Source organism: Streptomyces regalis (assembly GCF_001509475.1).
GTDB lineage: Bacteria > Actinomycetota > Actinomycetes > Streptomycetales > Streptomycetaceae > Streptomyces > Streptomyces regalis.
The window spans coordinates 21,112-36,042 of record NZ_LLZG01000424.1; the positions used below are offsets into that span (position 1 = coordinate 21,112).

Here is a 14,931-nt window from a genome sequence, read left to right on the forward strand (position 1 = left end):
AGCGACATCGGTCGGAATGGTTGACGGGGGGACCATGTCCGCAGTTTGGTATACCAAACACCCCTCGCAAGTAGTCCCCCCACAAGCAGCCCCCCACAACCAGTGCCCTCCATAAGCAGTGCCCTCCATAAGCAGTCCTCCGTCCCCCGGCTCCTGGAGGCCCCGTGTCCCTCGCCGACCGTGCCGAAGTCACCGGCACACCAGCGTTCGCCCCCGATCCCAGGCTCACCAACGAAGACCTCGCGCCCGCCGACAAGCGCAACTGGAAGGTCTTCGACCTCTTCGCCCTGTGGATGTCCGACGTCCACAACCTCGGCAACTACACGTTCGCGGCCGGCCTGCTGGTCCTCGGCATGAACGTGTGGCAGGTCTTCACCTCCCTGCTCGTCGGCTTCGTGCTCATCTACATCGGCATGAACTGGATGGGGAAGATCGGCCAGCGCCACGGCGTCCCGTTCCCCGTCGTCAGCCGCATCAGCTTCGGCGTCTGGGGGGCCAACATCCCGGCGCTGATCAGGGCCGTGATCGCCATCATGTGGTACGGCATCCAGACCTACCTCGCGTCCGTCGCCGTGAACGTGATGCTGCTGGCCGCCTGGCCGGGCCTGGAGTCCTGGACGCACAGCTCCTTCCTGGGCCTGCACGCGCTCGGCTGGGTCTCCTTCCTCTCCCTCTGGCTCATCCAGGCGTTGATCATCAGCCAGGGCATGGAGTCGGTGCGGAAGTTCCAGGACTTCTGCGGTCCGGCGATCTGGGTGGTGATGATCGCGCTGGCCGTCTGGATCTTCGCCAAGGCGGGCTGGACGATCTCGCTGACGAGCACCCCGCACCCGGTCTCTGTCGGTGAGCAGTGGCGGCAGTGGTTCGGCGCGATCGGCCTGATCCTCGCCACGTACGGCACGCTGATGCTCAACTTCTGCGACTTCTCGCGCTTCGCGCCCGACTACCCGACCGTCAAGCGCGGCAACTTCTGGGGTCTGCCCATCAACTCGACGGCGTTCGTGGTCGTCTCGGTGATCGTCACGGCCGGTTCGCTGGAGGTGTTCGGCGAGGCCATCACCGATCCGGCGGAGCTCGTGGCCAAGGTCGGCAACACCTGGATCCTGGTCCTGGCCGCCCTGACGTTCGCCATCGCCACGATGGGCGTCAACATCGTCGCCAACTTCGTCTCACCGGCGTACGACCTGGCCAACGTCTGGCCGCAGAAGATCACCTTCAAGGTCGGCGGCATGATCAGCACGGTCGCGGCGCTCGTCGTGACCCCCTGGAACCTCTTCTCGAACCCGACCGTCGTGAACTACTTCCTGGGCGGCCTGGGCGCCTTCCTCGGCCCGCTGTTCGGCGTGATCATGGTCGACTACTACCTGGTCAAGCGCGGCCGCGTGGACGTCGACGAGCTCTTCTCCGCCGAGCCCGGCTCGCGCTACTACTACCGCAAGGGCGTCAACCCCGAGGCGCTGTGGGCGTTCCTGCCGGCGGCGGGCGTCGCGGCGGTGCTGGCACTGGTGAAGACGTTCAGCGATGTGGCGCCGTACTCGTGGTTCATCGGAACGGCGCTGGCTGCGGGGCTGTACCTGGTGCTGTGCCGCGATGAGCGCGCCGAGTCCGCCGCTGGGTCCGTCGGCGAATCCACCGGCGAGTCCGTGACGCGGGAGGTCTGAAGGACGTGCGGATCGTCGTCACCAACTGCAACACCACGCAGGAGATGACCGAGGAGATCGTACGAGGTGCCCGGGCCGCCGCAGGCCCGGGCACCACCGTGCTCGGGCTGACCCCCGCGTGGGGGCCCGAGTCGGCGGAGGGCTGGCTCGACAGCTACCTCTCCGCGGCAGCGGTCCTGGACGCGCTGCGGACGTACGAGGGGCCCGCGTACGACGCGGTCGTCATGGCCGGCTTCGGGGAGCACGGGCGCGAGGGCGTCCGGGAGCTGGTGGACGTACCGGTCGTCGACATCACGGAGGCGGCCGCACACTTGGCCTGCCTGCTCGGGCGGCGGTACGGGGTGGTGACCACGCTGGAGCGGTCGTGCGGGCAGATCGAGGACAGCCTCGAGACGGCCGGGGTGGGCCGCAACTGCGTCGCCGTGATCGGTACGGGGCTCGGCGTGCTGGAGCTGGAGGACGGCGAGCGCACGGAGTCCGCCTTTCTGGCAGCTGCCGAACGGGCGCGGGACGCGGGTGCGGAGGTCCTGGTGCTGGGGTGCGCCGGGATGACCGGGTTGCAGCGGACCGTGGGGGAGAAGCTGGGGGTTCCGGTGGTCGACGGGGTGGGAGCGGCCGTCAAACTCGCCGAGTCGCTGGTGGCGTTGGGGCTGACGACGAGCCGGGCCGGGAGCTACGCGAAGCCGTTGCCGAAGCGGCGGGCTTGGGGGCGGGCGCCTCAGTGATCACCGCCCGCCGGGACTCCAGACGTACCGCACGTCCGGCTCCTGCTCCTCGTTGCCGCTGCCGTCCGTGTGCTCGACGGCGATGAAGCCGTGCCGCTCGTAGAAGCGGTGGGCGGGCTTGTTGACCTGGAAGGTCCACAGGGACAGTCCGTCCGGCCTGCGTTGCTTGGCGAGGTCGACGAAGCGGTCGCCGATGCCGCGGCCACGCCAGTCGGGGTCGAGATAGAGCTGGGAGAGCTGGTCGCCGTCGAGCACCATGACGCCGACGACGCGCTCGGCGGCCTCGGCCAACCAGGCCTCCCGCAGCAGCACCACCACCTCCCGGAAGTACGTCCGCACGTCGTCGTCGGAGTGCGGCCGGACGACCGTCGGCAGGGCGGCGGCGAAGGACCGCAGCCAGACGTCGGCGGCGGCACCGGCGTCGGTCGCGGTGGCGCGGCGCAGGGCGACCGAGCTCATGACTGTGTCTCCTGCTCCGGAACGACGGCCGTGGCCGTGATCTCCACCAACTGCCCCGTGTAGCCGAGGCAGGCGACCCCGAGCAGCGTCGACGAGTGAGGACCGGCGCTCAGCCCTGACGCCTCCACGACCTCCCACACGGCGGACAGCACCGCCGTCTCGCTGCTCACCACGTACACGTCGCTCGACAGCACATGCCCCAAGTCACTGCCGACCGCGCGCAGTTGCTCCTCGAGGTTGGCGATCACCTGCTCGGTCTGCCGTACGGGGTCTCCTGCGCCGACGAGGTTCCCCTCGGCGTCCAGAGGCACGGAACCGGCGAGGAAGGCGAGCTTGGTGCCGGCCTCGACGACGGAGGCGTGGGAGTAGGTGGGGGGTGGGAAAAGGGTGGGCACGGTGACGCGCTGGATCATGGGGGCTCCTGGAGCTTTCTGAGGGTCCTCGGGAGTCGCCCTGCCTGAACGGCGGACAACTCGCCGATCATCCGAGCCCTGACCCGCGCCCGCATCCGAATTTCGGCGGACCGCCGTGCGGCGACCGCCGAACCCGGGGGGAAGAGGCCTCAGGGGGGAGGCCTCAGGCCGCCAGACCGATCAGCAGCCCGAGGCGCCGGAAGGTTGATCAGGTCGCTGACGTTAGCCACCTCCTGCAAGGTCTCCGCCAGCGACACCAGCGTCTCCCGTACGGCAGCGATCTCGCGGCGCAGGGTCTCCGCGTGCTCCCACTCGCGTTCGTGGACCACGGGATCGCGCCCCGTCGGCCGCTGGGACTCGTACGCGGTCAGGCGGGGATGCCACTGGGCGAGGAGCGGACGCAGCACGCGGTTGAGGACCGTGACGGCGAGGACGCCGAAGCTGACATGCCCCGGGGCGAGAGGCGGGGCGACGTCGGGGCCGTAGCGGCGGAGGATCTCGCGGGTGGTGTTGAAGAAGGTGTAGAGGGAGGAGAGCGCCTCGCGCAGGAAGCCCTCGTCGGGGTCCAGCTCCTCGACCGACACGCGCGTGACCAACTCCAGGTACAGCTCCCAGGCCGCGCTGCGCTCCGCGTCGGCCGGCTCCCAGGTGCCGGATATCTCGCCGACGAACGGAATCGTCAGCTTGGCCGTGATCTGCGACGGACCGCTCGGTCGACGTCGCCTGCGCTGCCTGTGTCCCATGATCGCCCTCCCCGGTAGCCACAGTAGGGTAAGTCGCCGTGTGGGACGTCTTCCTCAGCTACAGCCGCGGTGACGTGGAGCGGGCCCGTCCGCTCGCGCGGGCGTTGCGCGACGGCGGGCTCGAGGTGTTCACGGACGAGACCGGGGTCGAGTCCTTCGCCGGCATCAGCGCCACCATCCGGCGTGAACTGGGCCGTTCCAAGGCGCTGCTGGCGTTCTACTCCGCCGGCTACCCCGAGCGCGAGGCCTGCCAGTGGGAGCTGACCACCGCCTATCTGGCGGGACTTGGGGAGGGCGATCCGCGGCGCCGGGTCATGGTGGTCAACCCGGAGCGGGCGGCGGACCATATCCAGCCCGTGGAACTGTGCGACGCCAGACACGCCGCGCCCGACGACCTCCCCGCCCTCGTAGCCGACGTACGCGCGCACGTGGCGCGCCTCGACGGCCCGATGACGATCGCGGAACCCGGCGTACGGCACTGGCTGCTGGGCACCCCCCAGCCGCGCCCCGACTTCCTGGGCCGCCTCTCGGAGCTCTGGCAGGTGCACTCCGCCCTGCACGCCCACGCGGCCCCGCTCGTCACCGGCCGCGCCGCCGCGCACGCCGTGCAGATCCGCGGCATGGCGGGCATCGGCAAGACCCTGCTGGCCCAGGAGTACGCCCTGCGCTTCGAGGCGGTGTACCCCGGCGGCGTGTGCTGGGTGGACGGGGAGGCGTACGAGGATTCCGTGCGTGCCCTCGGCGGTGCAGGCGGAGGTGTCGGCGGGCCAGGTGCCGCCGGGCCAGGTGGCCTCTTCGCCTACTTCGACGCCATCGGCGAACCGTTCCTGTGGATCGTCGACGCCGCCCCCGCCGACCGGCTCCCCGCCCGCGACATCGCGGCGATGTCGGCACCGCACCCCCTCGGCCACACCCTGTTCACCCTGCGCAGCCGCGCCTACGACACGCTGGGCACCCCGGTCGACCTGGGGCCGCTCGACGCTCCCCACGCGCGCGTGCTGGCCGGCGGCGACGAGGCACTCGCCGACGCGGTCGACGGCCACCCCCTCGCGTTGGGCCTGCTGGGCCGTGCGGTCCGCGCCGGCCACCACCCGGATGCGCTCTACGACCGGCTGCACGCCCGGGGCCGCTCCCTCCTCGACACCCTCGCCGACGAAGACGTCACGGGCGCCGTCGTACGGGACGTGGACACCACGGACGCCGCCGACGTCCTGCGCTGCGCCGCCGCCCTCCACCCGCTGCCCCTCACCACCGACGACGCGGCACACGTCCTCGCCGCCGCCGACCGCGTCCCCCGGATCGTCGCCCGCCGCCGCGCGGCCAACGGCGTCCACGAACTGCGCGCCCGCAGCCTGCTGACCCCAGCAGCCGACGAACGCTGGTCCCTGCACCCCGTGACCCAGCACGCCTGGCATCACCACGACCCGGCCCCCGCCCGCACGGAGGCCCTCCGCCGTGCCGCCCTGCACACCGTGTGCGGCCGCCGCGACGCGCGTGACCCGGTTACGCTGGCCTTCCCCGGTACCCGGAGGGAGGCACCCATGGCAGCGCCCAGCGAGTCGGAAAGGATGGCGGCCTACGACATCCAGGTCGAGCTGGTCACCCGGATCGGGGTGCAGGAGCTGGCGCCGGGGACGGGGAGCCTGCGGGAGGCGCTCACCTCCCTGAAGTCGCTGATCGACTTCACGCGCGCGACGCTGCACGCGTACAGCGTGAGCCTGGAGCGCGGCTCGGAGACGGGCGCGCCGACGGTCCGGAGCCTCGCCTACACCCTGATCAACGAGACGATCCGCCCCTTCACCAGCACCTGGCACCCACGTCTCGCCGCGTACGAGGCCCGCTGCCCGGCGGACGTGACCCCGCTCGACCATGAGGCGGCGTGGCCGCAGGCGGAGACGATGCGGGCCGAACTGGCCGCCCTGCGCGAGCCGTTGGTGCGGATCACGGAAGGGCTGGGCGGCATCTCCGGAGCGGACTTCGGGGTGGCGGCGACGGGGTGAGGCCGCGGGGGTGAGGCCGCCGGGCGTAATTGCCTTGAGGCGCGGCGACGGGGCTACGTACGCTGCGCCCATGCCCTCCCCCACCGACCTCGCCTCCCTCACCGACCCCGACTTCCTCGACACCACCGCCGACCGCCTCGCCGCACTCCCCACGGTCCAGGCCGTCGCCCTCGGTGGCTCCCGAGCCCAGGGCACCCACAGGCCCGACAGCGACTGGGACCTGGCGATCTACTACCGGGGCGCCTTCGATCCCTCCGACCTCCGCGCGGTCGGCTGGGAGGGCGAGGTCTCCGAGGTCGGCGGCTGGGGTGGGGGTGTCTTCAACGGAGGTGCGTGGCTGACGATCGACGGGCGGCGCGTCGACGTCCACTACCGTGATCTCGACGTGGTGGAGCGGGAGTTGGCGGAGGCGGAGGAGGGGCGGTTCCGGGTGGAGCCGTTGATGTTCCATCTCGCGGGGATTCCCAGCTACTTGGTCGTCGCGGAGTTGGCGATCAACCAGGTGCTGCGGGGTGTGCTGCCGCGACCGGCCGGCTATCCGGAGAAGCTGCGCCACACGGCGAGCGAGCGTTGGTACGGCACGGCCCTGGCCACCCTCGGCTATGCGAAGGCCAACCACGCCCCGGCGGGCCGCCTCACCGAGGTCGCGGGGGCGATCGCTACGGCCGCTGTGCAGGTCGGGCATGCGGTGTTGGCGGGGGGGGGGGAGTGGGTGACCAATGAGAAGGGGTTGCTGGAGCGGGCGGGGCTGCGGGGCGTTGAGGGCGTCATCGGGTCGCTGGGTGCGCGTCCTGACCGTTTGGGCGAGTCGGTCGCGGAAGCGGAGGCGCTGTTCGAGCGGGCGATGGGCTGAGGGCAGGGCACGGCTTCGTCGGCCCCGAACTGACACCGCGCCACTCTCCACGCGGCTCTCCACCCCGGGCTCCCGCAGTTGCGTTCATAAAGAACGTGGCGTTTCCACGTATCGTCACATCCCCGAAACGTCGGAGTCCCATCGCCTCCAAGAACTCGCCCTACCGTGGACACCACAGCCCGAAGCCCGGCCACCGTCGCCCGAAGGCACACCCCCGCCCTCGCCCCGACAGGAGCCCCGTGTCCCGCCCCGCACGCCGTGCAGCCCCGCCCCTCACCCTTCCGCCCTGGCTCGCCCACGCCCTCCGCGCCCAGCGCGGACCTGTTCCCTGGAGTGCGGTGACGCGAGGGGCGTTGGCCGCCGGGCCCCTGCTGCTCGCCGCGGTCCTCGCCGGACGCGTCTCCCTCGGCGTCGTGGCCGCCATCGCCGCGATGCTCGCCGGCATCAACGACCGCCCCGGCAGCCGCCGTGCCTCCGTCAAGCGGCTCGGGGTGCCCGCGCTGGCAGGGGCGGCCGGGCTGTTCGTCGGGACGTACGCCGGGGAGCACATCGGTGCCGTCCCGCTCACGCTCCTCCTCACCGGCCTCGGGCTCTTCGCCGGCGGCATCAGCGCGGTCGGGCCCGTTGCCTCCGGCGCCGGTACGCAGTTGCTCGTCGCCGCGGCCATCGGGGCCGGGATGCCGTTGCCGGAGGCCGGGTGGCAGCGGGCGGTCGCCTATCTCGCCGGTGCCGTATGGCTGCTCGCGTTGCGGCTGGCGCTTCCCACGCCCGGTTCCCTCGCCGGCGACTTCCGGTTCGACGGGGAGCGGGACGCCGTCGCTGCCGTGTACGACGCCGTCGGCGAGCTCCTCGAGGCCGCGGGCACCGAGCAGGCCACCGCGCGGCGCGCCGCGCTCACCGCTGCCCTCGATCATGCGCAGGACGCCCTCACCGGGCCCCGGCTGCGGCGGTACGCCTCCTCGTCCGCCGAGCGGCGGTTGCATGCGCAGTACGCGGCCGCCCTTCCCCTCGCCGAGGCCGCCACCGCGCTCGCCTGGGCCGGGGAACCAGTGCCCGCCCGGGCCTGGGAAGGCCCCCGACGCCTCGCCGCCGCCGTACGCGACAACACGCACACCGGGCCCCTGCCCGCGCCCTCCCGGTCCGCGGCCGCCCTGCGCGCCCTCGACGACGCCCTGCTGCATGCCGCCGAGGCCTTCGACCGAGGCAGGGGTGACAGCGACGACCTGCACACCCGGCGTCGTACGGCAAAGGACCTGCGCCGAGCCGTATTCGGGGCCGGGGGCAGGGAGTACGGCCTGCGCGTCGGCTTGTGCTTCGGGGCCAGCGTCGCCATCGCCCAGGCCCTGCACCACGCCCAGTGGTACGGGCAGCACGAGCACTGGTACTGGCTCCCCGCCACCGCCGTCTTCCTCGTCAAGCCCGACCTCGGGCCGCTCGCGTCCCGGGTGCTGTGCCGGGCTGCCGGCACGGTGCTGGGCGCTCTCCTCTTCGCCGGGTTCGCTGCCGTGCTGCCCCGGCCGGAAGGGCTCATCGCGCTCGTGGCTCTCAGCGGTGCCCTCATTCCCGTGGCCACTCGGCACTTCGCCGCCCAGACCGCCGTCGTGACCGTCCTCGTGCTCGCCCTGGTGATGGTGGGCGGCGAGCCGCAGGCCTCCGCCAGCCGGATCGGGGAGACGCTGCTGGCCTGCGCGATCGTGCTGGTCGTGGGGCATCTGCCGATGCCGGGGCAGCGGGGCGGGGGTGTACGGCAGCGAGTCGCCGCGGCAAACCGGGCCGCGTATGCCTACCTCGCGCATGTGCTGCGCGAGTCCGGCGCGCACGTGGTGGGCCAGTCCGACGTCCAGGTGCTGCGTGAGTCGGGTGCCCAGGTGCTGGGGCAGTCCGACGTTCAGGCGTTGCGCGAGTCCGAGGCCGATGTCCCGCGCGAGTCTGGCGATCACACCCTGCGCGTGTCCGGTGTCAAGGTCCTGCGCGAGTCCGGCGCCGACGTGCTGGGCCAGTCCGACGCCCAGGTTCTGCGCGAGCCGGACGCCAATGTCCGGCGCGAGTCCGGCGACCAAGTCCCGCGCGAGTCCGGCGGTCAACCCTTGCGTAAGTCCCGCCCCATGGCCCGGCGTGACCCCGACGCCCGTACCCCGCTCCCGTCCGATGCCTCTGACGTGCCGAACGGCCCTGGTCCGGCCCGTTCCGGCGACCGGGCCCTCCGCTGGACCCTTCGCCGCGAGGCCTACCGTGCGCTCGCCGAGGCCCGGACCGCCATCGCCCTCGCTGCCGCGGAACTGCCCGCGCTCGCCCGGCACACGGAGGGCGCGGAGGAGGTCGTCGCCACCCTCGAGCGGCTCGTCGACACGACCACCGCGTGCGCCGTACACCTCGACGACTCGGGCCGGCTCACGCCCTGGCACACCGCCCACCTCGCCGAGTTGCTGGAAGAGCTCGCGCAGGAGCGCCACCGGGTCGGGCTACGGGGCCCCGAGGCCTCCGACGTGCCGCTCGCCGGCTGACGTCGGAGGCCTGGTTCGTCCGTACCGCAGACAGGCTGCTCCCTCCCCCCGGTGCCATCCGGGTCAGGACCCGGTCCCCTCAGTGCCCGACCCGCACCCAGACCGGCGCGTGGTCCGACCCCGCCTCGCCCCGCCGCTCCTTCGGATCCGCCCCCACCGACGGCAGCTCCGGCGAACCGGCCCCGGGCAGCCCCGTCCCCGTCCCCGTCCCCGCCCCCGTCACCCGGTGGACCAGACGGTGGCTGCACAGTATGTGGTCGATCAGCTCACGCCGCCCGGAGTTCACCCGCGAGAACCGCTGCTCGGCGGGGATCAGCGGTGCCACGTTCCACAGGCGGCCGGCGTCTCCCTTGTCGGGGGTCCTGAAGCCCGACGTGCCGATCTCCGAGCCGGGCGGGCCCAGCAGGATCTGCGTCGTCGCCGCCTGCACCTCGTCGTTGAGGTCGCCGAGGACGGCCACGTCACGCCGGCGCCCGTCACCGGCCAGCAGTACGTCCGCCAGCGCGCGCAGCGCGGTCGCCTCCGCCGCCCGCCGGTAGAGGGCGTAGGCGCCGTAGCGGGCCCGTTCGCCCTCGTCGCGGGGGAAGAAACGAATGCCCGGATACGTCAGCAACTTCGACTTGAGGTGGGCCACGGCCACCCGCAGCGGCCCGGTCTCCGCCTCCGTCTCCACCGCGAGGAAACCCCGGCCCGCCGCCGAGACCGTCACACCCTCGTCGGCCGCCTGGACCGGGAGCAGCTTCGCCGGGAACGCGTTCGTGTCGTGCAGGACCCGGAGCTTCGTACGGCTGAGGAAACCGACCCGGATGCCCCGGCCGTCCGCGTGCTCGGAGAGCGCCACGTGCCAGTCGCCCGCCAGCATCCCGACCAGGTCCCGCAGGGCCTCCGGCTCCCCGACCTCCTGCACGCCGAGCAGCGCCGGGTCGAGCTCGGTGACGACCGCCGCCAGCGCGGCGAGCTTCGTCTCGTACGCGGCCTTGTCCTTGGGGCCGAACTCGCCGCCGGGCCGGTAGAGGTTCTCCAGGTTCCAGGTGCCGAGGAGCATGCCGGGCTCCTTCCAGAAGCCGTGGGCCTTCGAGCCGTCGAGCGGGCCCGTGGTGTGGCAGTCGAGCGAGCCTGGGCAGGGACCGTCGAGCGAGCCGTGGTGAGGCCAGCGTGCCCGTGTGTCAGGGCGTGCGACAGTCCCGTGACCGGATGCGCGGTTCACCTCACGCGACCCGACGACCGCGTCGTACGTTGGCGTGATGACGCCTTCTCCCGCAGAAGCTCCCGCCGATCCCGCCGACCTCATCATCACCGGCTGCACCGTCCTCGTGCACGACGAGCAAGAGCGGATCGGGTTCGAGGAGAATGCCGCGATCGTCGTACGAGGTGGAGTCGTCGAGGCCGTCACGACCGCAGACGCTGTGCGCGACCGACCCGCCGTCGAGCGCCTCGACGCGTCCGGCCAGGTCGCCCTTCCCGGACTCGTCAACTGCCACACCCACGCCCCGATGGTCGCGCTGCGCGGTGTCGCCGAGGACCTGCCCACCGAGGAGTGGTTCAACGACGTCGTCTGGCCCGTCGAGTCCAACCTCACGGAGAAGGACGTGGAGTTGGGGGCGCGGCTCGCCTGCGCCGAGATGATCCGCGGTGGCGTCACCTGCTTCGCCGACCACTACTTCTCGATGGACGCCGTCGCCGCCGTCGTCGAGCAGTGCGGGATCAGGGCCCACCTCGGTGAGGCCTACTTCTCCTCCCAGGGGCCTCAAGGCCGGCAGAAGTCACTGGAGTTCGCGCTACGGCATCGCGGCGGCGCCGGCGGCCGCATCACCACCGCCCTCGCCCCGCACGCCCCCTACACCGTCGACGACACCGACCTGGCCGCCACCGCCGAACTCGCCCGCGACCACGGCCTCCCCGTCCACCTCCACGCCTCCGAGAACCGCGACCAGGCCGAAACCAGCCTCGCCCGCCACGGCGTCACCCCCATCGAGGTCCTGAAGCGCACCGGAATCCTCGACGTCGACGTCCTCATCGCGCACGGCACGGGCATCCTCGACCGTGACCTGCCGGTCCTGGAGCAGGCCTCCGGGCATACGGCCGTCGCCACCGCCCCCCGCGGCTACCTGAAGTTCGCCTGGCCCACCACCACACCCGTCCGCGCCCTGCACGACATCGGCATCCCCGTCGGCCTCGCCACGGACGGTGCCGCCTCCAACAACTCCCTCGACGTGTGGGAGTCGATGGCCCTCACCGCCCTCATCCAGAAGTCGACCACCAGCGATCCGCGCTGGCTGACGTCCCGCCAAGCCCTGCACCACGCCACCCTGCAGAGCGCCCGCGCAGTCGGACTCGGTGACATGGCCGGCAGCATCGCCCCCGGCCGCCGAGCCGACATCATCCTGGTCGACCTCACCGGCCCGCACACCCAGCCCGTGCACGACCTCGCCGCCACCCTGGTCCACAGCGCCCGCTCCTCCGACGTCAGCACGACGATCGTCGACGGGCGGGTCCTGATGCGCGACCGGGAGTTGCTGACCATCGATGTACCCGCGGTGGTAAGGGAGTTGGGGGAGCGGATGCCCGCGCTCCTGGACCGCAGCCATGGCAGGCGCATCCAGGAATACGACACATAGCGGCCCAGCCCCCCCACCGCTGACGTACTCCGAAGAAATCTCCTGAGATTCTCCGCACCCGGCGATGAGTTCGGCCCCTCCCGCCAGTCACCACCCAGTCACCACCCAGAAGGGAACCGTCGCACAGGAGGGGCGCCCCATGTCGCTTCCGGAGATCGTTTCGCGTGAGCAGTGGCGGGCGGCACGCGAGGAACTGCTCGTCAAGGAGAAGGCGGCCACACGCGCGCGTGACGCGCTCAACGCCGAGCGGCGCAGGCTGCCGATGGTCGAGGTCGAGGAGGAGTACGTCTTCGAGGGCGGCGACGGCAAGGCCACCTTGCTCGACCTGTTCGAGGGGCGGCACCAACTCCTCATCTACCACTTCATGTTCGCGCCCGAATGGGACGCCGGCTGCCGCAGCTGCTCGGGTTTCCTGGACCAGATCGGGCATCTGGCGCATCTGAAGGCGCGCGGGACGACTCTGGTGGCCGTCTCCAGGGCGCCGTACACGAAGATCCTGCCGTTCAAGGCGCGCATGGGCTGGACGGTGCGCTGGTACTCGTCGTACGGCAGCGACTTCAACCATGACTTCGAGGTGACCCTGGAGCACGAGGGCGAGCTGGTGGAACGGCCCGGCGTCAGCTGCTTCCTGCGGGACCGGGAGCGTGTCTTCCATACCTACTCGACGTACGAGCGCGGCCTCGACGGGCTGGGCTCGACCACCGGCTTCCTGGACCTCACTGCGCTGGGCCGGCAGGAGGAGTGGGAGGAGCCCGAGGGGCGCGCGTCGGTTCTTGGGGCGCCTGCGGGCAGTGAACGCATCCGGTATCACGATGAGTACGAGGAGTAGCACAGGACGTAGCGGTGGATCATCGAGAGTGAGCGGGCGCTCACACATCGCGTTGAACGAGTGTCAACTACGTCTCAGTCCCGTCACTGAGCGAGGCGTTTCACCTCCGGCAGGCGTTAACTCCTACAAGTACAACGCTTACTGGAGGTGCAGGATGGTGAACGGGCGAACAGTGCTCGAACGCTTTCCCGCGGGCGGGCCGCGGGGATCGTGGCCCGCGGAGGAGTTCGCGCACGCGCGGCGCATGGAGGGTCTGGACGCCGAGGTTGTCATGGACCTCGCGACGGACGCGTTCCTGGTGATCGTCCGCGGTGACGTCACGCTCGACGCCGCCGCGTGACATGAGGGCCGGGGCGGGCCGGGGCGCTCCCCGCCGGGCCCGCGTGCTGATCAGCCCGCCTTCGGGGCGGGCACCCGGGTCGTGAACTGCTCGGCCTGGAGCGAGTACAGCTCCGCGTAGACACCGCCGGTGGCCAGCAGTTCGTCGGGCGTGCCGGACTCCACGAGCCGCCCCTGGTCGAGGACATGCACCAGATCGGCATGGCGTACGGACGCCAGCCGGTGAGTGATGAGGACGACCGTCTGCCCGGCTGATGCCAGCGCGCGGATCTTCTCGAAGACCTCCAGCTCGGCCCGTGCGTCCAGGGCCGCGGTCGGCTCGTCCACGATCAGGATGTGGCCGCGCCGGTAGGCGGCCCGGGCGATCCCGAGCCGCTGCCACTGCCCGCCGGACAGCTCGTGCCCGCCGCTGAAGTGGCGGGCCAGCAGGGTGTCCAGGCCGCGTGGCAGATCGGCTACCACGTCCTCGGCCCCGGCCTCGGCGAGCGAGGCGGCCAGACGTTCCTCGGTGAGGGGCGCGGAGGAGCGGCCGACGGCCACATTGACCCGGGCGGTGAACGGCCAGCGCTTGAAGTCCTGGGCCACCATCGCGATGCGCTCGGCGAGTTGGTGCCGGTCGGCGCCAGCCGCGTCGACGCCGTCCCACAGGATGCGGCCCCGGTCCGGGAGGTACAGGCCCGCCAGCAGCTTCACCAGGGTCGTCTTGCCGGAGCCGTTCTCGCCGACCAGTGCGACGATCCGGCCGAGGGGGAGGGTGAGCGTGACGTCGTCGAGGGCGGGACGGGCGGACTCGCCGGGGTAACTGAAGCTGACGTTCTCGAAGCGGACCTCCCGCGGGTCTTCCGGCAGGGCGGCGCCGCCGACCGGAATCGCCCGCTCGGCCGCCTCGACGTACAGCCGCTGGAGATCGCCCACGAAGAGAGCCTCCTCGTGGAGGGCGTTGACCTCCAGCACCAGGGTGTCGAGGCTCGAAGAGCCGGTGCGGATGGCGATGACGGCCGTACCCGCCACGGAGAGCGCCATCGCGCCGGCGAGCAGCAGTCCGCCCAGCGTCGCGTACGTCGCGAGGGTCGCGAGCCCTGTCCATGCCGCCGCGATGAGCCCCGTACGCGCCGCCAGCCGGGCCAGCCGCGCCTGCTCCGCCTCCGCAGTCTCCGACATCGCCCGGTAGTGGCGCAGCAGGAAAGGCCCGACGCCATGGACCCGGATCTCGGGCGCGGCGGCGGGCTCCGTCAGCAGCCCGCTGATCAGATGGCCGGCGCGGGAGTGCTGCACCCAGGTGTGGAAGGACTCGTAACGCCGCCGGGCGTTGGTCAGGGCACTCCACGCGCTGGGCAGCGTCATGGTGGCGAGGAGGGGGAGCAGGGCGGGGTGCAGCACGGTGAGCACGCCCGCCGCGGCGATCAGCGAGATGGCCGCGTTCACCACGCGCGTGCTGTACGCGATCATGCGGCGGGCTGCCCCTGCGCCGTACTGCGCGGTGTCCAGCAGCTTGTGAAAGGCGTGGTCCTCGATCGCGGCCAGCTCCACGGCCGCCGCCCGCTCCAGATACAGCTCGGTCGCCACCCGCTCCACCTTGGGCTCCAGGCGCCCGGTCGCATACGTCGAAGCGGCCCGCAGCAACGTCGAGACCACCATCACCACGGCCATGGCGACGAGCGCGGGAACGGCACCGCGTAGCCGCTCCTCCAGCGGCCCGCCCCCGATCAGCCGCCCCAGCACACTGTTCACGGCAAGCAGCCCGACCGCCTGCCCCAACCCCCGCCCCACCTCGGCCACCAGCACGG

Annotated in this window: 13 protein-coding genes; 8 read left to right on the plus strand and 5 right to left on the minus strand. The window is 71.9% G+C overall.

Annotated features, from left to right (window positions below; all coding sequences use genetic code 11):
• Positions 1-164: 164 nt before the first annotated feature.
• Positions 165-1,661: an NCS1 family nucleobase:cation symporter-1 gene (locus ADL12_RS49100; RefSeq protein ID WP_062715756.1), complete on the plus strand. Its 1,497-nt coding sequence runs from the start codon at positions 165-167 to the stop codon at positions 1,659-1,661.
• A 5-nt stretch (positions 1,662-1,666) separates the two neighbouring features.
• Entirely contained in the window at positions 1,667-2,386 is a 720-nt protein-coding gene (locus tag ADL12_RS49105; RefSeq protein ID WP_062715757.1) for an aspartate/glutamate racemase family protein, read from the plus strand.
• Here ADL12_RS49105 and ADL12_RS49110 read toward each other — a convergent pair whose 3' ends face one another.
• From ADL12_RS49110 to ADL12_RS49120, 3 genes are all read right to left on the minus strand, one after another.
• Complete coding sequence (locus ADL12_RS49110; RefSeq protein WP_062715758.1) at positions 2,387-2,845, minus strand: GNAT family N-acetyltransferase; 459 nt, start codon at positions 2,843-2,845, stop codon at positions 2,387-2,389. It lies immediately after the preceding gene.
• The gene (locus ADL12_RS49115) at positions 2,842-3,258 is read right to left on the minus strand and encodes a RidA family protein (RefSeq protein WP_062715759.1); all 417 of its coding nucleotides are present in this window, start codon (positions 3,256-3,258) and stop codon (positions 2,842-2,844) included. Before ADL12_RS49115 ends, ADL12_RS49110 begins: the two co-directional genes overlap by 4 nt.
• A 149-nt stretch (positions 3,259-3,407) precedes the next feature.
• Positions 3,408-4,001 (minus strand): hypothetical protein, encoded by a 594-nt coding sequence (locus tag ADL12_RS49120; RefSeq protein ID WP_062715760.1) that lies wholly within the window; start codon positions 3,999-4,001, stop codon positions 3,408-3,410.
• Between the two features lie 38 nt (positions 4,002-4,039).
• On the opposite strand from ADL12_RS49120, the gene ADL12_RS49125 reads away from it, so the two are divergent.
• From ADL12_RS49125 to ADL12_RS49135, 3 genes are all read left to right on the plus strand, one after another.
• Entirely contained in the window at positions 4,040-6,001 is a 1,962-nt protein-coding gene (locus ADL12_RS49125) for a toll/interleukin-1 receptor domain-containing protein (RefSeq protein ID WP_062715761.1), read from the plus strand.
• Between the two features lie 70 nt (positions 6,002-6,071).
• Positions 6,072-6,854, plus strand: a complete 783-nt coding sequence (locus ADL12_RS49130) for a nucleotidyltransferase domain-containing protein (protein ID WP_062715762.1) — start codon at positions 6,072-6,074, stop codon at positions 6,852-6,854.
• Between the two features lie 239 nt (positions 6,855-7,093).
• The gene (locus tag ADL12_RS49135; protein WP_079052701.1) at positions 7,094-9,358 is read left to right on the plus strand and encodes an FUSC family protein; all 2,265 of its coding nucleotides are present in this window, start codon (positions 7,094-7,096) and stop codon (positions 9,356-9,358) included.
• A gap of 79 nt (positions 9,359-9,437) precedes the next feature.
• Here the strand turns inward: ADL12_RS49135 and ADL12_RS49140 are convergent, their stop codons facing one another.
• Positions 9,438-10,403 (minus strand): endonuclease/exonuclease/phosphatase family protein, encoded by a 966-nt coding sequence (locus tag ADL12_RS49140; RefSeq protein ID WP_062715764.1) that lies wholly within the window; start codon positions 10,401-10,403, stop codon positions 9,438-9,440.
• A 199-nt stretch (positions 10,404-10,602) separates the two neighbouring features.
• Here ADL12_RS49140 and ADL12_RS49145 point away from each other — a divergent pair, with 199 nt between their 5' ends.
• The 3 genes from ADL12_RS49145 to ADL12_RS49155 all read left to right on the plus strand — a co-directional run bounded on the left by ADL12_RS49145 (position 10,603) and on the right by ADL12_RS49155 (position 13,145).
• On the plus strand, positions 10,603-11,976 hold the full coding sequence (locus ADL12_RS49145; RefSeq protein WP_062715765.1) for an amidohydrolase: 1,374 nt from the start codon (positions 10,603-10,605) through the stop codon (positions 11,974-11,976).
• Positions 11,977-12,115: 139 nt separating this feature from the next.
• The gene (locus ADL12_RS49150) at positions 12,116-12,805 is read left to right on the plus strand and encodes a DUF899 domain-containing protein (protein ID WP_062715766.1); all 690 of its coding nucleotides are present in this window, start codon (positions 12,116-12,118) and stop codon (positions 12,803-12,805) included.
• A 154-nt stretch (positions 12,806-12,959) separates the two neighbouring features.
• Positions 12,960-13,145 (plus strand): hypothetical protein, encoded by a 186-nt coding sequence (locus tag ADL12_RS49155; RefSeq protein ID WP_208614783.1) that lies wholly within the window; start codon positions 12,960-12,962, stop codon positions 13,143-13,145.
• A 50-nt stretch (positions 13,146-13,195) separates the two neighbouring features.
• Here ADL12_RS49155 and ADL12_RS49160 read toward each other — a convergent pair.
• Positions 13,196-14,931: ABC transporter ATP-binding protein (locus ADL12_RS49160; RefSeq protein WP_062715767.1), on the minus strand; the 1,736-nt coding region annotated here is incomplete at its 5' end.